General features: G+C 67.3%; 18 protein-coding genes and 1 pseudogene. 5 read left to right on the top strand and 14 right to left on the bottom strand.

The window, feature by feature from the left end; genetic code table 11:
• The first annotated feature begins 144 nt into the window (after positions 1-144).
• The 3 genes from V7Q39_RS12025 (at position 145) to V7Q39_RS12015 (ending at position 4,511) form a co-directional block, all read left to right on the top strand.
• Complete coding sequence (locus tag V7Q39_RS12025) at positions 145-1,044, top strand: LysR substrate-binding domain-containing protein (RefSeq protein WP_333816822.1); 900 nt, start codon at positions 145-147, stop codon at positions 1,042-1,044.
• A 146-nt stretch (positions 1,045-1,190) separates the two neighbouring features.
• Entirely contained in the window at positions 1,191-3,434 is a 2,244-nt protein-coding gene (locus V7Q39_RS12020) for an OmpA family protein (protein WP_333816821.1), read from the top strand.
• A 90-nt stretch (positions 3,435-3,524) separates the two neighbouring features.
• Positions 3,525-4,511, top strand: a complete 987-nt coding sequence (locus V7Q39_RS12015) for an XdhC family protein (RefSeq protein WP_333816820.1) — start codon at positions 3,525-3,527, stop codon at positions 4,509-4,511.
• A 79-nt stretch (positions 4,512-4,590) separates the two neighbouring features.
• On the opposite strand, the gene infC is transcribed toward V7Q39_RS12015, so the two are convergent.
• Entirely contained in the window at positions 4,591-5,079 is a 489-nt protein-coding gene (gene infC / locus V7Q39_RS12010) for a translation initiation factor IF-3 (RefSeq protein ID WP_443082515.1), read from the bottom strand.
• 259 nt (positions 5,080-5,338) lie between these two features.
• Between infC and V7Q39_RS12005 the strand changes: the two genes are divergently transcribed.
• Positions 5,339-5,866 (top strand): hypothetical protein, encoded by a 528-nt coding sequence (locus tag V7Q39_RS12005; RefSeq protein WP_333816819.1) that lies wholly within the window; start codon positions 5,339-5,341, stop codon positions 5,864-5,866.
• A gap of 195 nt (positions 5,867-6,061) precedes the next feature.
• On the opposite strand, the gene V7Q39_RS12000 is transcribed toward V7Q39_RS12005, so the two are convergent.
• From V7Q39_RS12000 to V7Q39_RS11980, 5 genes are all read right to left on the bottom strand, one after another.
• The gene (locus tag V7Q39_RS12000; RefSeq protein WP_333816818.1) at positions 6,062-6,880 is read right to left on the bottom strand and encodes a ferredoxin--NADP reductase; all 819 of its coding nucleotides are present in this window, start codon (positions 6,878-6,880) and stop codon (positions 6,062-6,064) included.
• Between the two features lie 78 nt (positions 6,881-6,958).
• On the bottom strand, positions 6,959-7,375 hold the full coding sequence (locus tag V7Q39_RS11995) for a DUF934 domain-containing protein (protein WP_333816816.1): 417 nt from the start codon (positions 7,373-7,375) through the stop codon (positions 6,959-6,961).
• A complete protein-coding gene (locus V7Q39_RS11990; RefSeq protein WP_333816815.1) occupies positions 7,372-8,124 on the bottom strand; it encodes a phosphoadenylyl-sulfate reductase in 753 nt (250 codons plus the stop codon). The genes V7Q39_RS11995 and V7Q39_RS11990 overlap by 4 nt, the downstream gene beginning before the upstream one ends.
• The gene (locus V7Q39_RS11985; RefSeq protein ID WP_333816814.1) at positions 8,114-9,784 is read right to left on the bottom strand and encodes a nitrite/sulfite reductase; all 1,671 of its coding nucleotides are present in this window, start codon (positions 9,782-9,784) and stop codon (positions 8,114-8,116) included. The genes V7Q39_RS11990 and V7Q39_RS11985 overlap by 11 nt, the downstream gene beginning before the upstream one ends.
• Positions 9,785-9,789: 5 nt before the next feature.
• Positions 9,790-10,095, bottom strand: a complete 306-nt coding sequence (locus tag V7Q39_RS11980; RefSeq protein ID WP_333816813.1) for a DUF2849 domain-containing protein — start codon at positions 10,093-10,095, stop codon at positions 9,790-9,792.
• Between the two features lie 144 nt (positions 10,096-10,239).
• Here V7Q39_RS11980 and V7Q39_RS11975 point away from each other — a divergent pair, with 144 nt between their 5' ends.
• Positions 10,240-10,701: an Lrp/AsnC family transcriptional regulator gene (locus tag V7Q39_RS11975; protein WP_294978261.1), complete on the top strand. Its 462-nt coding sequence runs from the start codon at positions 10,240-10,242 to the stop codon at positions 10,699-10,701.
• Between the two features lie 114 nt (positions 10,702-10,815).
• Here the strand turns inward: V7Q39_RS11975 and V7Q39_RS11970 are convergent, their stop codons facing one another.
• The 8 genes and pseudogenes from V7Q39_RS11970 to V7Q39_RS11935 form a co-directional block, all read right to left on the bottom strand.
• Positions 10,816-11,991, bottom strand: a complete 1,176-nt coding sequence (locus V7Q39_RS11970; RefSeq protein WP_333816812.1) for a cytochrome P450 — start codon at positions 11,989-11,991, stop codon at positions 10,816-10,818.
• On the bottom strand, positions 11,988-12,905 hold the full coding sequence (locus tag V7Q39_RS11965) for a DMT family transporter (protein WP_333816811.1): 918 nt from the start codon (positions 12,903-12,905) through the stop codon (positions 11,988-11,990). Before V7Q39_RS11965 ends, V7Q39_RS11970 begins: the two co-directional genes overlap by 4 nt.
• A gap of 59 nt (positions 12,906-12,964) precedes the next feature.
• Positions 12,965-13,708: a triose-phosphate isomerase gene (tpiA, locus tag V7Q39_RS11960; RefSeq protein ID WP_333816810.1), complete on the bottom strand. Its 744-nt coding sequence runs from the start codon at positions 13,706-13,708 to the stop codon at positions 12,965-12,967.
• A gap of 95 nt (positions 13,709-13,803) precedes the next feature.
• Positions 13,804-14,163 (bottom strand): HesB/IscA family protein, encoded by a 360-nt coding sequence (locus V7Q39_RS11955; protein ID WP_333816809.1) that lies wholly within the window; start codon positions 14,161-14,163, stop codon positions 13,804-13,806.
• A gap of 24 nt (positions 14,164-14,187) precedes the next feature.
• Positions 14,188-15,003 (bottom strand): DUF3307 domain-containing protein, encoded by an 816-nt coding sequence (locus V7Q39_RS11950; RefSeq protein WP_333816808.1) that lies wholly within the window; start codon positions 15,001-15,003, stop codon positions 14,188-14,190.
• Positions 14,996-15,652, bottom strand: a complete 657-nt coding sequence (locus V7Q39_RS11945) for a hypothetical protein (protein ID WP_333816807.1) — start codon at positions 15,650-15,652, stop codon at positions 14,996-14,998. Before V7Q39_RS11945 ends, V7Q39_RS11950 begins: the two co-directional genes overlap by 8 nt.
• A 108-nt stretch (positions 15,653-15,760) precedes the next feature.
• The gene (locus V7Q39_RS11940; protein ID WP_333816806.1) at positions 15,761-16,138 is read right to left on the bottom strand and encodes an SUF system Fe-S cluster assembly protein; all 378 of its coding nucleotides are present in this window, start codon (positions 16,136-16,138) and stop codon (positions 15,761-15,763) included.
• A 105-nt stretch (positions 16,139-16,243) separates the two neighbouring features.
• Positions 16,244-16,500, bottom strand: a pseudogene (locus V7Q39_RS11935) (single-stranded DNA-binding protein); the annotation flags it as partial.

The raw sequence follows: 16,500 nt of genomic DNA, 5'->3' as shown, positions 1-16,500 counted from the left end.
GAACCGGCCCAGATCGGGCGCATCCTTGGGCTTCAGTTTCGGTTTGTCGGACATGGGAGCCTCCTGCGTTGCGCGGGGATCATTGCAGAAAAGGGCAGGGCAGGCTATCGAAAGCCCTGCACGGGTTCATGAGGGAAACTCATAATGCTGCCCCGCCGCTACCTGCCGCCGATCCCCGCCCTCATGGCGCTGGAAGCCGTCGCCCGCCTCGGCACCGCCTCGGCCGCCGGGCAGGAACTCAGCCTCACCCAGGGCGCCATCAGCCGCGCGCTGCAAGGCCTGGAAGCCCAGCTGGGAGTCCAGCTCCTCCTTCGCGAACGCCAGCGCCTGCACCTCACCCCCGCAGGCCGCGACTATGTGGCCGAGGTGCGAAAGGCCCTGAACCTGCTCGCCTCCGCCTCGATCACCCTGCGCGCCAACCCCACGGGCGGCTCCCTGAACCTCGCGATCCTGCCCGCCTTCGGAATACACTGGCTCGCCCCGCGCCTCGCCCGCTTTGCGCAAAGCCACCCCGAAGTCACGGTGAACCTTTCGACGCGCCTGCGCCCCTTCGACTTCGCCGGGTCCAGCTTCGATGCTGCCATCCATTACGGTCGGCAGGACTGGCCGGGCGTGGACTACCTGAAGCTCATGGACGAAGAGATCCTCGCCGTCGCCGCCCCCGGTGTCCCGGCGCTGACCCAGGCGACAGACATCCTCCGCCAGCCCCTTCTGCAACTGGAAAGCCGCCCCGGCGACTGGGGCCGCTGGCTGGCCCACCACGGCCACCTTGGGATCAGGCCGCCGGGCATGATGTTCGACCAGTTCGCCACCCTGACACAGGGCGCGATCCATGGCATGGGGCTCGCGCTCATCCCCACGTTCCTGATCCAGCGCGAGCTGGAGGAAGGCCGCCTCGTCCCCGTCTTCGGCCCCGCGATCCGCGCGCTCGGCTCCTACTATCTCGTCTGGCCCGACAGCCTGCCCGAACGCGCACCGCTTCGATCCTTGCGAACATGGGTGCAGGCAGAGGCTGGCTCCTCGCTGCCCGATCCCGCCCCGTAAGCGGCTCTCCGCGCAGGATATGTCCTGGCATGGCGGTGTTATCGCATATCAGCCGGATCAAGGCTTTGGTATGCCTGCCCGGGCACAGGGGAACCGGACCGACTCGTCGCGGTTGTCCCGCAAGCCCTTCAGGATGAGGACTGGTAATGAGAAAGCTTCTGGCATCGACCACGGCCCTTTCGGTGGCCATCAGCCCCCTTGGCACGCTCCCGAGCTTCGGGCAGGTGCTGAACGAGGACGGATCCGTCACCGGATCGGACGGCGCGGTGCTCTGCGTGCCGACCGCCGATGTGGCTTGCGATCTCGAGGCGATCAAGGCCCAGCTTGACGCCGAGGCCGCCGCGGCCGCCGCCGCCGAGGCAGAGGCCGCCGCCGCCAAGGCCGCCGAGGAAGCCGCCGCTGCTGAAGCGCAGGCCCAGGCCGAGGCGGACGCCAAGGCTCAGGCCGAAGCTGAAGCTGCTGCTGCCGCGGAAGCCGCTGCCGCCGCCGAGGCGGAAGCCAAGGCGCAGGCTCAAGCCGAGGCGGATGCTGCCGCTGCCGCCGCCGCCGCGCAGGCGGAAGCCGAAGCCCAGGCCCAGGCGGAAGCCGAAGCCGCCGCCGCCGCCGCCAAGGCTGCGGAAGAACAAGCCGCCGCCGAAGCCGCTGCCCAGGCCGCCGCCGAGGCCGAAGCCGCTTCCCAGGAGACCGCGCCTGCCGAAGAACCCGTGGTCGAAGAAGCCGCCCCGGCGGAAGAACCGGCCGTAGAGGAGGTCGCCCCCACGGAAGAGCCGGCAGTCGAGGCCGCTCCGGCGGAAGAGCCCGCCGCGGAGGAAGCCGCCCCAGCGGAAGAACCTGCCATCGACGCAGCCCCCGCCGAGGAACCTGCGACCGAAGCCGCCCCGGCGGATGAAAGCGTCGCCGAGGAACCTGCCGTGACCGAGGAGCCCGCGACCCAGGAACCGGTCGCCGAACAGCCCGCCGATGAAGCGGCCGCAGCCGAGGCGCCCGCAACCGAGGCGCCCGCAACCGATGTGCCTGCCGACGCCATCATCGATTCCGCGACCGGCGAGGTGGTCGATCCCGCCGTCGCCGCCGCGGCCGTGGCCGCCGCCGAGGCCGAACTCGTCGCCCCCTCGGGAGAGATCGTCGATCCGGCCGCCGGGCTCAAGGTCGCCGAACCCGACCCGGCAACCGTTGCCGAGCCGGTCGAGGCCCCCGTCGTCTCCGAGGCCGAGGTCGAAAGCCTCACCAAGCTCCTGACCGCCGACCCGACCGCCATCGACCCGTCCTCGCTCGCCGCAGCCGAGTTCATGCGGGCCGCGCCCTCGGACGACGCGACGAAGATCGCCGAGGCCGACCCGGCCTCGCTGGTCGCCGACGTGACCGAAACCCTGACCGAGAGCAATACCCGCACCTCGGCCCAGGAATTCGCGGCAGCCCCCCGGGCCGTGGGCGACGGCAAGAAAAGCGGCCTCTCCGATCTCGAAAAGGCCGGTCTCCTGGTCCTCGGCGCGCTCGCCGTCGGCGCGATCATCAAGAACAACCGCGCCGCCGCCACCGACACCACGGTCTCGACCATGGGGCCGTCGGAATCCCGCGTCGTCTCGAACACCGGCGACCGCGTCATCGTGCTGCAACCGGACGGCACCTACCGCGTGCTGAAGGACGACGATACCGTGATCCGCCGCCCCGGCTCGACCGTGCGGACCGAGACCTTCAAGGACGGCTCCACCCGCACCATCGTCCAGCGCGGCGACGGCACCCAGGTGGTGACGATCCGCGATGCCACCGGCCGGGTCCTGCGCCGCGCGACCTATGACGACCTCGGCCGCGAGATCGTTCTGATCGACGACCTGGCCACCGAAGATCCGGTCTATGTCCGCGACCTGCCGAAACCGAAGAAGCGCATCGTCATCTCCTCCAAGGATCAGGACGCCGCGCTGAAGCGCGAGCTTGCCGCGCTGGAGGCCGACAGCGCCGGCCGCAAGTTCTCGCTTCGCCAGATCCGAGAGATCCCGCAGGTCCGCGCGCTGGCCGCCACCATCGACGTCGAGCCGGTGAAATTCGCCTCCGGCTCGGCCGCCGTGGGTGCGAAAGAGGCCCGCAACCTCGCCGACCTTGGCCGCGTCATGCAGGAGCTGCTGGCGGATAACCCGCGCGAGATCTTCCTGATCGAGGGCCATACCGACGCTACCGGCAAGGCGGCGATGAACCTCGCGCTGTCCGACCGCCGCGCGGAATCGGTGGCCTTGGCCCTGACCGAATACTTCGACATCCCGCCGGAGAACATGGTCGTCCAGGGCTATGGCGAGACCGAGCTTCTGATCGACACCCAGGAGAGCGAAGCCCGCAACCGCCGGGTCGAGGTCCGGGTGATCACGCCGCTGATGCGCACCGCCGATCGCGGCTGAGGCCGCCCAGCCAAATTCGCGCCGCGGGGCATCCCCCCGCGGCGCGTTCATTTCTGTGGCAATGACCCCGGCGCAGAGGCATGATTACCCATGACCCGCGCCGCCCATGACCTGATCCCGGAAGCTGCCCTCGCCTGGCACCGCGCGGGAAAGGGCGCCGCACTGGCCACCGTGGTCGAGACCTGGGGTTCCGCCCCGCGTCCGGCAGGCAGTCAGCTCGCCATTTCCGGCGCGGGCGAGATGACCGGCTCCATCTCCGGCGGCTGCGTCGAGAGCGCGGTGATCACCGAGGCGCTCGATGCCCTCCATGACCGCAAGCCCCGCCTCCTGACCTTCGGTATCAGTGACGAGACCGCCTTCGCAGCGGGCCTTGCCTGCGGCGGCTCCATCCGCGTCCTGGTCGAGCCGGTGGGCGATGGCGCCGGGGCGCTCCCCGAAGCCTTCCTTGCCCAACTCGTCACCGCCCGCGCCGCCCCGCGCGCCGTGGCCGTCGTCACCATCCCTGCCAGCTGGGAAAGACAGCTCGTCGCCCCTGGAAAGGACGCCGCCATCGACGCCCGTTTCAGGTCAGACCGTTCCGGCATGGAAGACGACGGGCGCTTCATCGCCATCCACAACCCGCCGCTGCGGCTGATCGTGATCGGCGCGGTCCATATCGCCCAGCCGCTCCTGACCATCGCCCGGACCTGCGGCTATGCGCCCGTCCTGGTCGACCCCCGCGCCGCCTTCGGGCGCGCAGAACGCTTCCCCGGCGAGGCTGTGCTCGACGATTGGCCCGACGCGGCGCTGGCCAGGCTTGCCCCCGACGCCCGGACCGCCATCGTCACCCTGACCCATGACCCGAAATTCGACGACCCGGCGATCCGCTTCGCGCTGACCTCTCCCGCCTTCTACCTCGGCTGCCTCGGCTCGCCGCGCACCCATGCCGCCCGCGTCGAAAGACTGGCCGAGGCCGGCTTCACCGCCCAGCAGATCGCGAAGATCCATGCCCCTGTCGGCCTCGATATCCGGGCCCGGACGCCTGCGGAAATCGCGGTTGCGATCATGGCCGAAATCACCGCAACCCTGCGGAAGTGATGCGTTCGGAATTGTCTGGAAAAGGCGAAGCGAGGCGCGGGAAGTCCACCATCGGACCACCCGCCGCAGGCCAATCGCGCTATTTCGGCGCGACCATCATCACCATCTGGCGACCTTCCAGCTTGGGGAAGGACTCGATCTTGCCGATCTCGGCCACATCGGCCTCGACCCGCTTCAGAAGCTCCAGCCCCAGCTCCTGGTGGGCCATCTCGCGGCCCCGGAAGCGCAGGGTGACTTTCACCTTGTCGCCTTCCTCCAGGAACTTCACCACCGAGCGCATCTTCACGTCATAGTCGTGAATATCGGTGCCGGGGCGGAACTTGATTTCCTTGATCTCGATGATCTTCTGCTTCTTGCGGGCCTCGGCCTCGCGCTTCTGCGTCTCGTATTTGAATTTGCCGAAATCCATGATCTTGCAGACCGGCGGCACCGCGGTCGGCGAGATTTCCACCAGGTCCAGCCCGGCCTCCTCGGCCATCTGCATCGCGCGGGCAGGGGTCACGACCCCGACATTCTCGCCATCCGCACCGATCAGGCGGATTTCCGGAGCGCGGATGCGGTCGTTGATGCGGGGACCGGTTTCGCGTTGCGGCGGGGCATTGTGCGGTCTGCGGGCTATGGTGGTCGTCCTTTGATGGTTCGTTCTGCGGCGGCAATCTAGGCGAGGGCGGGCATATCTGCAACCCGGATGGCCCGTTCAGGGTCCAGAATTCCGCATGTTTCCGGCGTTTTTCGCCGTGCTGCATTGCAGCACCCTTTTCATTCTCCGGCCAAGCTGGCATATGACCCGCATCCGGGCGCTAGCTCCGGTCATGGGAGTATATGACATGAACAGAACCGTTATCATCGGCGCCATCGTCGTCCTGCTGGCCGCTGGCGGCTACTACCAGTTCAGCTACAAGCCGAAGCAGGAAGCCGAAGCTGCCGCTGCCGCCGCTGCGGTCCAGGCCGAAGCCGACGCCAAAGCCGCCGAAGAGGCCGCCGCCAAGGCTGCCGAAGAAGCCGCCGCCGTCGCCCAGAAGGCCGCCGACGAGGCTGCCAAGGCTGCCGAAGGCACTGCCGCCGCCGTTGAAGGCGCTGCAACCGACGCGGCGGAAGCCGTCGAAGGCGCGGCTACCGACGCCGCCAACGCTGTCGAAAACGCTACCACCGAAGCGACCGGAACGGCCACGGGCGCTGCTGCCGCGCTTGATCCGGCCAATTTCAACGCCGACGCCGTCACCGCGCTGATCGATGGCTCGACCCTTGACGACGCGACCAAGGCCACGCTGAAGACCGCCGTCGAAGCCGCCAAGGCCAACCCGGCGCTGGTCGCCGACACCGTGGCGCAGGTCAAGACCGCGCTCGGCATGTAATCTTCGGCTTCTGCTGAAACCGGAAGGCCGCGAGGGTTGCCCTTCGCGGCCTTTCTCTTTGGGCGGTCAGAGAACCCACAGCCATGACAAAGGCCGCAGGTTCACCCTGCGGCCCGATGGTTAAGACCACATGAACGCGGCCTCGTAACCCATTGAATTTCCAGTATCGGAAAAGCTGCCCGCGCGTGGGCAGTCTCAGATCCCGTCGCCCACGAAAGCCTTTTCGACCACATATTCCAGCGGCTCCGAATTGGCGCCTTCCCGCAGCCCGAACTTCTCCAGCACCGCCTTCACGTCGTGGTTGAAGGCCAGGCTGCCGCAGACCATCGCCCGGTCTTCCTCGGGGTCCATCGGGGCCAGCCCCAGGTCGGCGAAGACCTTCCCGCTGGTCAGGTTGTCGGTGATCCGCCCCATCAGGGGCGAGGTCTCGCGGGTGGTGGTCGGGTAGTAGAGCAGCTTGTCCGCCACCATCTCGCCGATCAGCGGGTCGTCCTTCAGTCCCTCCACCAGCCGCCGCCCGTATTCCAGCTCCGCCACCTCGCGGCAGGTGTGCATCATGATGACCTGATCGTACTTGTCGTAGGTCTCCGGGTCGCGCATCAGGCTTGCGAAGGGCGCGATCCCGGTCCCGGTCGCCAGGAACCAGATCCGGCTTCCCGGCAGCAGCGCATCATGCACCAGCGTCCCCACGGGCTTGGGACGCAGGATGATCTCATCCCCCACCTTGATATGCTGCAGCTTCGAGGTCAGCGGCCCGTCCGGCACCTTGATCGAATAGAACTCCAGCTCCTCGTCCCAGGACGGCGAGGCGATGGAATAGGCCCTGAGAAGCGGCTTCCCGTTCTCGCCCAGAAGCCCGATCATCACGAACTCGCCCGAGCGGAAGCGCAAGGACGCCGGGCGGGTCACGCGGAACGAGAACAGCCGGTCGGTCCAGTGGGTGACGGCAGTCACGGTCTGCGCGTCGGGCAGGTGGGGTTTCGTGCGGGCGTCCATCGTCACAATCTCGTTCATCGTTTCGCCCTCCATAGGCGAGCGGGCCTGCCAAGGGAAGCCTTTCCCCCTGCGGCGAAATCTCGGGTCAATGCGGGGTCAGGCGCGGAGCCGGGCCTGATAGTGGTTCGCCTGCCAGTCGGCGGCGCGGAACTGCCACTGTTCGGCAGGCTGGCGCGCGGCGATCTCGGCCGGAATCTCGGCACCGTCAAAGCCGACCCGGCGCAGCATGGCGTACTGGTCGGCGATCACGGGACCGAAGGCCAGCAGCTGACCGGTGTAGCCCAGCATCCGAAGCTTCCGCGCGATGGTGAAGGCGCGGCCGTCGTTGAAGGCGGGGAAGGCCACGCGGATCAGCGTCAGCTGGCCCAGCCGTCCGACCAGCGCCTGAGGGTCGTCGGTGTTGGACAGGTCGACCGAGGTCTGATCGGTCAGATCGGCCAGCGCGACGATCTCGCGCGCGGGGGCGGGGGTGAAGCCTGCGTCGGTCACGATAACGGTCTGGGAAGCGCTCATGCCGCGTTCTCCTTCGGAACTTTCACGGCCTTGCCGTCGATGAAATGGATGCCGCATTCGGTCTTCTGGCTGCCGCGCCAGCGCCCCGCGCGGGGGTCCTCGCCGGGCTTCACCGGGCTAGTGCAGGGCGCGCAACCGATGGAGGGGTAGCCCTTGGCGACCAGCGGATGCCGGGGCAGGCGGTTCTCGACCAGGTATTCCTCAAGATCCTCGCGGCCCCAATGCGCCAGCGGGTTGACCTTGATGCGGAAGTCGCCCTCGTTCTCGAAAAAGTCGATGGTGCCGCGGTCGGCGTTCTGAAACCGCTTGCGGCCAGTGATCCAGCCGTCGAACTTCGAGAGCGCGCGCTCCAAGGGCTCCACCTTGCGGACGTTGCAGCAGCTGTCGGTCGAGAACTGGTGCAGCGTGCCGTCCGGGTCCTCGAACGCCACCCGCGCCGGGTTCGCCCGGATCGTGCGGATATCGCAGAGATGCAGCTTCTCGGCCAGGTCGCGCTGGTAGTCGAGCGTTTCCTGAAAGAGCATCCTTGTGTCGATGAAGAGCACCGGCGTCTCGGGTGCGATGACGCTGACGAGGTGCAGAAGCACCACCGATTCCGCCCCGAAGGACGAGACCAGCGCCACCCGACCCAGGTCGTCATCCGTCAGCGCATGTTCCAGCACCGCGGTCGCCGAATGATGCTTGTAGCGCGCATTCAGCGTAGCGACCCGGTCGGCGACCGGGCCTTCGTGGCGCCCGTCACGCGGCATCTTGCGCGCCTTCGGCCTCGTAGAGCGCGGATTTGAACGGCTCCATCCCGACCCGCTTGAAGGCCTGCAGGAAGGTCTCTGCCGGTTCCAGCCGCAGGCCCAGATAGGCGCGCAGGATGCGTTCGATGGCGGGCACGATCTCGGTATAAGCGAAGCCGGGGCCGGTCTTTTCGCCGATCACCGCATCCTCGGTGCCATCGCCGCCGAGGGTGATCTGGTAGTTCTCCACCCCCGCGCGGTCCAGCCCCAGAATGCCGATGTGACCGACATGGTGGTGCCCGCAGGCGTTGATGCAGCCGGAAATCTTGATCTTCAGCGGGCCGATCTCGTGCTCCAGCTTCAGCGCGTCGAAATGGGTGGCCAGTTCCTGCGCGATGGGGATCGAGCGGGCGGTGGCCAGCGCGCAGTAATCCATGCCGGGGCAGGCGATGATGTCGGAGAGGAGCCCGACATTGGCGGTGCCGAGGCCCGCCTGCACCAATGCGGCATGCAGCACGGGCAGGTCGGACTTGTGGACATGCGGCAGGATGACGTTCTGCTCGTGGCTGATGCGCAGGTCGCTGTGGCCGTATTTCTCTGCAAGGTCCGCCAAGAGGCGCATCTGGGCCGAGGTCGCGTCGCCCGGCGTCTTGCCGGGGGCCTTCAGGCTGACGGTGACGATGGCGTACTGGTCGTTGCGGTGCCGGCCAAGGTTGGTGTCAGCCCAAGCGCGGAACACCGGGTCGGCCTTGTAGAAGGCGTCATAGCCATCGACGGGAGCATCGCGGAAGGCGGGGGCGGCGAAGGCCTCGCGGATGTCGGCCAGAAGCTTCTGGTCATTGCCGCCGAAAAGCGGGCGCAGGCGGGCGAATTCGGCCTCGACCAGGCGGGTGATCTCGTCCTTGCCGGTCTCGTGGAGCGTGATCTTGATCCGGGCCTTGAACTTGTTGTCGCGCCGGCCGAGCGTGTTGTAGACGCTGAGAACCGCCTCGACATAAGGCAGCAGGTCGGCTTCGGGCAGGAAGTCGCGGACGGTCATGCCGATCATGGGCGTGCGGCCCAGACCGCCGCCGACGATCACCTCGAAGCCCGGCTCTCCGGCGGCATTGCGGACCATGCGCAGGCCGATGTCATGCGCGCGGGTCACGGCGCGGTCGTTCGGCGCGCCGGTGATGGCGATCTTGAACTTGCGCGGCAGGAACTGGAATTCCGGGTGATCCATCGACCATTGGCGCAGCAGCTCGGCATAGGGGCGGGGATCGGCGATCTCATCCGCGGCGGCCCCGGCGAAATGGTCGGCGGTCACGTTCCGGACGCAGTTGCCCGAGGTCTGGATCGCATGCATTTCCACATCGGCCAGCGCCGACAGGATGGCGGGCACGTCGGGCAGTTTCGGCCAGTTGAACTGGATGTTCTGGCGGGTGGTGAAATGGCCGTAGCCCTTGTCCCAGGTGTCGGCGATATAGGCGAGCTGGCGCATCTGGCCGGGGTTCAGCGAGCCATAGGGGATCGCCACCCGCAGCATGTAGGCATGCAGTTGCAGATAGAGCCCGTTCATCAGGCGCAGCGGGCGGAATTCATCCTCGGTCAGCGAACCGTCCAGCCGGCGTTCGACCTGGTTGGTGAACTGGGCGACGCGGGTGCGGACGAAGGCTTCGTCGAAGTCGGAGTAGGAATACATGCAGGTCAGCTCGCGAGGTCGGCTTGCTTGCCGTGGTTATAGTTCGAGGGGCCGCGGGTGCGGAATTCCTCGCGGAAATGGGTGGGTTCGGGGCCGTTCGGGCCAAGCCTGGCATCGGCCAGATATGGGCCGACCACAAGCAGTTTCTGCGCGGCGGCGTGCAGAAGGCGCAGCTGGGCGTGGGCCTCGTCCTCGATCAGTTCGGCCTCGTGATGAAAGGCGGACCAGCGGTCGTCAACGGTCAGATAGACCACGTCGCCCTCGCGCAGGCGATTGGCGGTCACGATCTTCGGCGTGAAGCGGCGGCTCATCTTCGGGGTCCTCGGCCAAGGAATGCTGTCTGGAATATAGAATATTTTCCCATGAAAGGACCAGTGACGCTTGCAGAAAAGGATGCGTGTTCCGATACTGGCGGGGATGAAAACCGCTGTTCCGGGATATGAGGGAAATCAGGAATGACCGCCGCGCTGGACGATCTGGACCGGAAAATCCTGTCCGAACTGCAACAGGATGCCGAACAGTCGCTGGACGAGATCGCGCGGAAAGTGGGGTCCTCGAAGACGCCGGTGTGGAACCGGATCCGCCGGATGCGCGAGCAGGGGGTGATCACCCGGACGACCGCGATCCTGGATGCCGAGGCCCTGGGGCTGGAAGCCTGTTTCTTCGTGCTGATCCGCACCTCCGAGCATGAGGCGGAGTGGCAGCGGCGGTTCCTGAAGGCGCTGCGCGAGCGGCCCGAGGTGCTGGAGGCGCACCGGCTGGCGGGGGACATCGACTATATCCTGAAGGTGCGGGTGAAGAACGCGCGGGCCTATGACACCTTCTACCAGGCGCTGATTTCCGAGGTGCGCATCTACAATGTGACAGCACTTCTCAGCATGGAAGAGATCAAGTCGACCACCGTCCTGCCGGTGTGAGGGGCGGTTTTCAGGCGGAGCGCTGCGCGCAAGGCTTCTGTCTCGTCGTCGGGGCTTGCGCCCTCCTCCTCGGGTGATGGGGGCGCTGCCCCCAAACATTTGGGAAAGAGCAGATCAGCAGTGGAGGCGAAGCTCGCGCAGGCCGTGGAAATGGTAGACCTCTGCATAGGCCGGTTTCGCCGCGAGGGTCAGGGTCGGATGGTGCTGGAAGAGGATCGGCAGGGCGATCTGCAGTTCCAGCCGGGCGAGGGGGGCGCCGACGCAGAAGTGGAGCCCCGCGCCGAAGGTGGCGAGCGGTTTCGGTGGGCGCGACGGGTTGAAGCGGGCGGGCTCGTCCCAGACGCCGGGATCGCGGTTGGCGGCGGCGAGGAGAAGGCCGACCTGCTCGCCCCGGCGGAAGCTGTGGCCCATCACCTCGATGTCCTCATAGGCCCAACGGGTGAACATGTGCAGCGCGGGATCGAAGCGGAGGATTTCCTCGACGGTTCCTTCCACGGCACCGGGGGCGAGGGCGGTCAGCGGGGTGCGGGTTTCGAGGAGCGTCTTCACCCCGTTGCCGATGGTGTGGACGGTGGCCTCATGGCCCGCGTTCAAAAGCAGGATGCAGGTGGCGATCAACTCGTCGGTGGAAAGCTTCTCGCCCTCGCTTTCGGCGGCGATGAGCTGGGTGATCAGGTCATCTGCCGGGCGCGCGCGGCGCTCTTCGACATAGGCGCGCAGGAAGGCGACGAAGGCCTCGGTCGCGGCGACGGCGCGGTCCTCCATCTCGCGGGTGCGGCCGGCCATGTACATGCCGACCATCGCGTTCGACCAGCGCAGGAGGTCGGGGGCCATCTCTTCCGGCACACCGAGGAGGCGGGCGATGATGCGGACGGGCAGGGGCTGGGCGAAGGCCTGCAAAAGGTCGAAGTCGCCATCGGGGAAGGCCTGGGCCAGTTCGTCCGCCAGCGCGGCAATGTCGGGGGCCAGTCCCGCGATCCGGCGCGAGGTGAAGGCGCGCAGCACGAGGTTCCGCAGCCGCGTGTGGCGGGGCGGCTCCAGCTCCAGCATGGAATGCGCCTCGACCGCGTAGAACGGGGAGAGATGGGGCGGGATGACGGGCGGTTCCACCGGTTCGCGCCCGAAGCGGCGGTCGCGGAAGATCGCGTTCACGGCGGCGGAATTGCCGGTGCAGACCAGATCGTAGTCGGTCCAACGGAAAAAGGGGCCCGCGGGGCGGGCGCGTTCGTAGAACGGGTAGGGGTCCTGGACGAATCCCGGGTCCTTGGGCGATTGCGAAAGCTCGATCATCGCCGCGCTCCGCCGAAAAGGCCCTGGGCGACGGCGGCGCCGGTCACGACCACGGCTGCGCCCAGCGTCTGCCACCAGTTCCAGGGGCCCCCCGTCGCGAAGACCATCAGCATGACGTAGAACGGCACCGCATTCATGTGCATCGAGGCGGCGCCGATGCCGATCCGTCCGACCGAGATGATCCACAGGCACTGGCTGACCGCCATCGAGCCCACGCCGAAGATGGCGAGCCCGCCGAATTCGCGCAGGCCGATCGCCTGCCAGTCGGGCCAGGCGCCCCGGATCAGCCCGTCGCCCAGTGCGGCGAGAAGCGCCACCGCGGCGCAGCCCGCCACGGTGATGGTTGTCCGGCCCAGCGGCGAGAGGTCGGGCAGCGCCTTCACCGTCTCGCGCGAGCCCCAAGTGTAGCACAGGACCGAGGCCAGCGCCGCCAGCACGCCCACGCCGAAATCCACCGATCCCTCGGCTCCCCGGACGGCGATCAGCCCTCCCGCGACCGAAAGCACCAGCCCGACGGCAAGCGCCCGGGTGAAGGGGCGCTTGTCGGCGAGGCATTCCAGCAGGGTGCCCACCACCGGCATGATCGCGGTGACGATGGCCACGGTGATCGGGTCGTTGAACTTGAGCGCGATGATCACGAAGAACGAGGCGAGGCCGAGGGTGATGAAGCCGACCCAGGCGCCCCTGGACCAGTTGGCGCCCAGTACCGTCTTGCCGCCGTCCAGCGCCCACCAGAGCGGCAAGAGCACCAGCGCCGCGAGCCCAGTGCGGGCGGCGGTAAGCGCGATCGGCGGCATGTGCGGGATGATCAGATCGGCAGCCGGCAGGCCCGCCGCCCATACCACCATCGAGGCCAGGCAGATCAGGTTTGCGGTCAGAAGCGACCGGCGCGCGACGGGGGAAATGGCTGTCATGGCGAAAGCCTAGCGGTTGGATGGGCGCGGGCTGCTCTGCCAGCGACAGGGAGAGGTCGTCAGGCGGCGGAAAGCACCGCGACGATGGCGCCGAAATCATCGGCCTTCAGGCTGGCACCGCCGACCAGCGCACCGTCGACATGCGGCACGGCGAAGATGTCGGTCGCGTTCGAGGGCTTGACCGAGCCGCCGTAGAGGATGCGGACGCCCTCGGCCTCGGCCCCGATCAACCCGCGCAGCCGACCGCGGAGGAAGCTGTGCACCTCGCCGATCTCGGCCAGGGTGGGGGTGCGCCCGGTGCCGATGGCCCAGACGGGTTCATAGGCCACCACCAGATTCGCCGACGTCGCCCCCAAGGGGATCGAGCCATCGACCTGGGCGCCGATCACGGCGAGGGTCTTGCCCGCATCATGCTCGGCCTCGGTTTCGCCGATGCAGACGATGGCTGTGAGGCCCGCCTCCACCACCGCCTCGGCCTTGGCGCGGACCTGGGCATCGGTCTCGCCATGGTCGGTGCGGCGCTCGGAATGACCGAGGATCACATGGGTCGCGCCCGCGTCCTTCAGCATGGCGGCCGAGATGTCGCCGGTATGCGCGCCTTGCGGTTTCGCATGGCAATCCTGCGCGCCGACCAGCAGGGCCGAGCCTTTCGCGGCCTCGGCCATCTGGGCGATCAGGGTGGCGGGCGGGCAAAGCAGCATCTCGCAGCCCGGGGCCGGATGGGCGGCGATCAGCGCCGCCACCTCGACCAGCGAGGCACGGGTGCCGTTCATCTTCCAGTTCCCGGCGGCGAGCTTCTTCATGCCTGATCCCCTTTGCAGCTGCAGACACGCCTAGCGTGTATGGGGGGAAAGGAAAAGCCGTCAGATCGCGAACAATCCGTCGCGACGAAAGCCGGTCAGGCGGCGGGCGTGTCGCGGAACTTGATCGATTCGCCGCAGCCGCAGGCCTCGACCACGTTGGGGTTGCGGAACTTGAAGCCGCTTTCGACGAGGCCCGTTTCGTAGTCGATCTCGGTGCCGAAGAGGAACATCTGCGCCATCGGCGCGATCATCACCCGGGCGCCGTCCTGTTCCACCACCTCGTCCAGCGGATTGACCGAGGCGACATATTCTATGGTGTATTCCATGCCCGCACAGCCGCCCTTCTTGATGCCGATGCGCAAACCTTGCGACCCCTCGCGCTGCATCAGCCGGGTGATCTGGCGGCTGGCGGCGGGGGTCAGGGTGACGGCGGCTTTGCCGGGAATGCCGAACATGGGGAATGCTCCTTTGCGCCTAACTTAGGGCGTCGCGGGCGGAATTCCAAGCGGGGGCAGCAGGGTCAGGCCCGCAAGCGTCGCATAGGCCAGGATCAGCGCCCAGCCGAACGACGCGAGCGTGCCGATGATCACGTATTCCGACAGCCTGCGGTCGTCCTTTACCGCCCCGAAGCGCAGGATGGATTTCGCGGCGATCAGGAGGCCCACGCCCTGCGCCTGGCCGAAAAGGACGAGGGCGAAGATCAGCCCACGCTCCAGATGGCCGATCACCCGGCCCGCGCCGGGCAGGCTTTTCCCGGCATCGCCCTTGCCGAGATGGGGGGCGAAAGGCTCCATCAGGAGGCCGACCGCAAAGCCCCCCGCGCGGGTGGCAAGGATCAGGCCGGTCAGAACCAGCATCAGCGCGGGCAGGTGGCTGACGGGCAGCGCAGTCTCGCTTGACCAGAGGCCGGTGCCGAGGATGCCGCCGTCCTCGCCGGTGATGAGGGTCCCGGGCGCCCAGAGACCCTGTGCCCAAAGGTCGGGCAGCCAGAGCGTCAGGGCGAGGAGGCTGACGAGGTGCAGCCCCTGGTCGATCAGGAACAGGGTCAGGCCGCCCGCGGCCTTCCAGACGGAGGCGAGGATCAGCTTGCCGACGTCGATGCCGATATGGATCAGCGCAAGGGCCAGAAGCGCAGGATGGACCGAGCCGGTGGCGGCAACGGCGGTGGCGTAGACGATGGCCAGGTGCAGGCCCAGCGCCAGAGGGTTGCGCTTGTTCAGGGCTATCCAGTTGGACTGGAAGACGAAATCGGCAAGCGTGTGGGCGAAGAGGAGGGCGATGAAGGTTTCAGTCATGGAGGGCCCTTGCGCTGAAGTCCTCAGCCAGGAAGGCCTGGATCATCTCTTCCAGCAAGGCATAATCCGCCGATTTCAGCCGCGCGTCGATGGCCTGGCGGGTCACGCCCAGCCGCCGAGCGATGGCTTCGTTCGATTGCCGTTCGTCAGCCGGGCTGTCCGGGTCGAGCTTCAGCGCCATGGCCTCGGCCTGGCCGGTGGTCCAGCGTCCGGCAAGTTCGGCCGCCACGGTGAAGGTCAGCTTGCGGAACCTGTCTATGGCGGGGTGCGGCCCGTCGAGGGCGAGGATGCGGTCGGGCTTCATCTGGTCCAGCGCCCGCCCCGAGGCGGTGAAGGCGGGACCCATGGCGGTGGAAAGATCACGGGCATCGGTCGGATATTCGGCGCCGATCCCCACCGCGATGCGGCAGCCCAGCGCGCTTTCGTCAGCCTTGAGCCGCGCGAGGATCAGCAGGCAGGCCCAGAGACAGTCGCCGGGCCGGACAAGCCGGATCTGCCAGCCGTCGCCCCGGAAGCGGGTGAAATCGGTCTGCGAGCCAAGGGTTGCAGCACATTTGCGGATGATCGCCATCGTGTTGTCGACGGCCTTGGGCGACGCTTGGGTCGACCCGATCAGATCTCCGGTCAGGATGGCGACAACCTGTGACATAGGCAAATGATCTGCCTTGCCTTAAGGAAAAGCAAGGCAATTCTTTTGCCTAATGTGAGTGCAAACCAATTAGCTTGCTTTATAAAAAGGAAAAGCGATTGCCTTGCCTTACATGAACCCCAGTTCCAGCCGGGCCTCGTCGGACATCATGTCCATGCCCCAAGGCGGGTCGAAGGTCATCTGGACATCGACCTGCTTCACCCCCGGCAGGGGTTCCACCGCGTTGGCGACCCAGCCGGGCATCTCGCCCGCCACCGGGCAGCCGGGGGCCGTCAGGGTCATGGTGATCTCGACCTCGTTCTCCTGCCCGATCTCGATCGTGTAGACGAGGCCGAGGTCGTAGATGTTCACCGGGATCTCGGGATCGAAGACCGTCCGGCAGGCCTCGACGATCTGCGGATAGAGCGGATGGTCGGTGGACGAGGGCTTGATGAGCGGCTGGCCCTCGACTGTGGTTTCGGGCCTCACCTCGGTCTGGTCCTGCATGTCTTCTACTCGGCGCCAAAGGATGTTGACGGATTATATAGGGAATGACCGGTCAAGGTCCAGTGCCGCCGGGCCGGGTTCGGGATGGTGCGACGATCAGACCGGTCAGAACGGAATCTCGTCGTCCATGTCGGAGCGGCCACCGCCGCCCCCGGAAGAGCCGCCGCCGTAGCCGCCCCGACCGCCGCCCGAAGCGCCACCGCTACCCTGGCCGCCGTCATCATAGCCGCCCCGGTCGTCATAGCCACCGCCCCCGCCGCCCGACCCGCCATCGCGGCCGCCGAGCAGGGTGAGGTTGCCCGAGAAGGGCCGCAGCACGACTTCGGTAGAGTATTTGTCCTGGCCGGACTGGTCCTGCCATT

The organism is Tabrizicola sp., from assembly GCF_036781545.1.
Lineage (GTDB): Bacteria > Pseudomonadota > Alphaproteobacteria > Rhodobacterales > Rhodobacteraceae > Tabrizicola.
This window is presented reverse-complemented; position numbering and strand designations above follow the sequence as displayed.

Excerpts from the sequence above, each read along its gene's own strand:
- V7Q39_RS11995 (WP_333816816.1), bottom strand. The coding sequence starts at position 7,375 with ATGAGCGCTTCCCAGACCGTTATCGTGACCGACGCAGGCTTCACCCCC.
- V7Q39_RS11990 (WP_333816815.1), bottom strand. The coding sequence starts at position 8,124 with ATGCCGCGTGACGGGCGCCACGAAGGCCCGGTCGCCGACCGGGTCGCT.
- tpiA (WP_333816810.1), bottom strand. The coding sequence starts at position 13,708 with ATGAAGAAGCTCGCCGCCGGGAACTGGAAGATGAACGGCACCCGTGCC.
- V7Q39_RS11965 (WP_333816811.1), bottom strand. The coding sequence starts at position 12,905 with ATGACAGCCATTTCCCCCGTCGCGCGCCGGTCGCTTCTGACCGCAAAC.
- V7Q39_RS12015 (WP_333816820.1), top strand. The coding sequence starts at position 3,525 with ATGACCCGCGCCGCCCATGACCTGATCCCGGAAGCTGCCCTCGCCTGG.
- V7Q39_RS12020 (WP_333816821.1), top strand. The coding sequence starts at position 1,191 with ATGAGAAAGCTTCTGGCATCGACCACGGCCCTTTCGGTGGCCATCAGC.
- V7Q39_RS12005 (WP_333816819.1), top strand. The coding sequence starts at position 5,339 with ATGAACAGAACCGTTATCATCGGCGCCATCGTCGTCCTGCTGGCCGCT.
- V7Q39_RS11985 (WP_333816814.1), bottom strand. The coding sequence starts at position 9,784 with ATGTATTCCTACTCCGACTTCGACGAAGCCTTCGTCCGCACCCGCGTC.
- V7Q39_RS11975 (WP_294978261.1), top strand. The coding sequence starts at position 10,240 with ATGACCGCCGCGCTGGACGATCTGGACCGGAAAATCCTGTCCGAACTG.
- V7Q39_RS11945 (WP_333816807.1), bottom strand. The coding sequence starts at position 15,652 with ATGTCACAGGTTGTCGCCATCCTGACCGGAGATCTGATCGGGTCGACC.
- V7Q39_RS11940 (WP_333816806.1), bottom strand. The coding sequence starts at position 16,138 with ATGCAGGACCAGACCGAGGTGAGGCCCGAAACCACAGTCGAGGGCCAG.
- V7Q39_RS11980 (WP_333816813.1), bottom strand. The coding sequence starts at position 10,095 with ATGAGCCGCCGCTTCACGCCGAAGATCGTGACCGCCAATCGCCTGCGC.
- V7Q39_RS11950 (WP_333816808.1), bottom strand. The coding sequence starts at position 15,003 with ATGACTGAAACCTTCATCGCCCTCCTCTTCGCCCACACGCTTGCCGAT.
- V7Q39_RS12000 (WP_333816818.1), bottom strand. The coding sequence starts at position 6,880 with ATGAACGAGATTGTGACGATGGACGCCCGCACGAAACCCCACCTGCCC.
- V7Q39_RS11970 (WP_333816812.1), bottom strand. The coding sequence starts at position 11,991 with ATGATCGAGCTTTCGCAATCGCCCAAGGACCCGGGATTCGTCCAGGAC.
- V7Q39_RS12025 (WP_333816822.1), top strand. The coding sequence starts at position 145 with ATGCTGCCCCGCCGCTACCTGCCGCCGATCCCCGCCCTCATGGCGCTG.
- V7Q39_RS11955 (WP_333816809.1), bottom strand. The coding sequence starts at position 14,163 with ATGTTCGGCATTCCCGGCAAAGCCGCCGTCACCCTGACCCCCGCCGCC.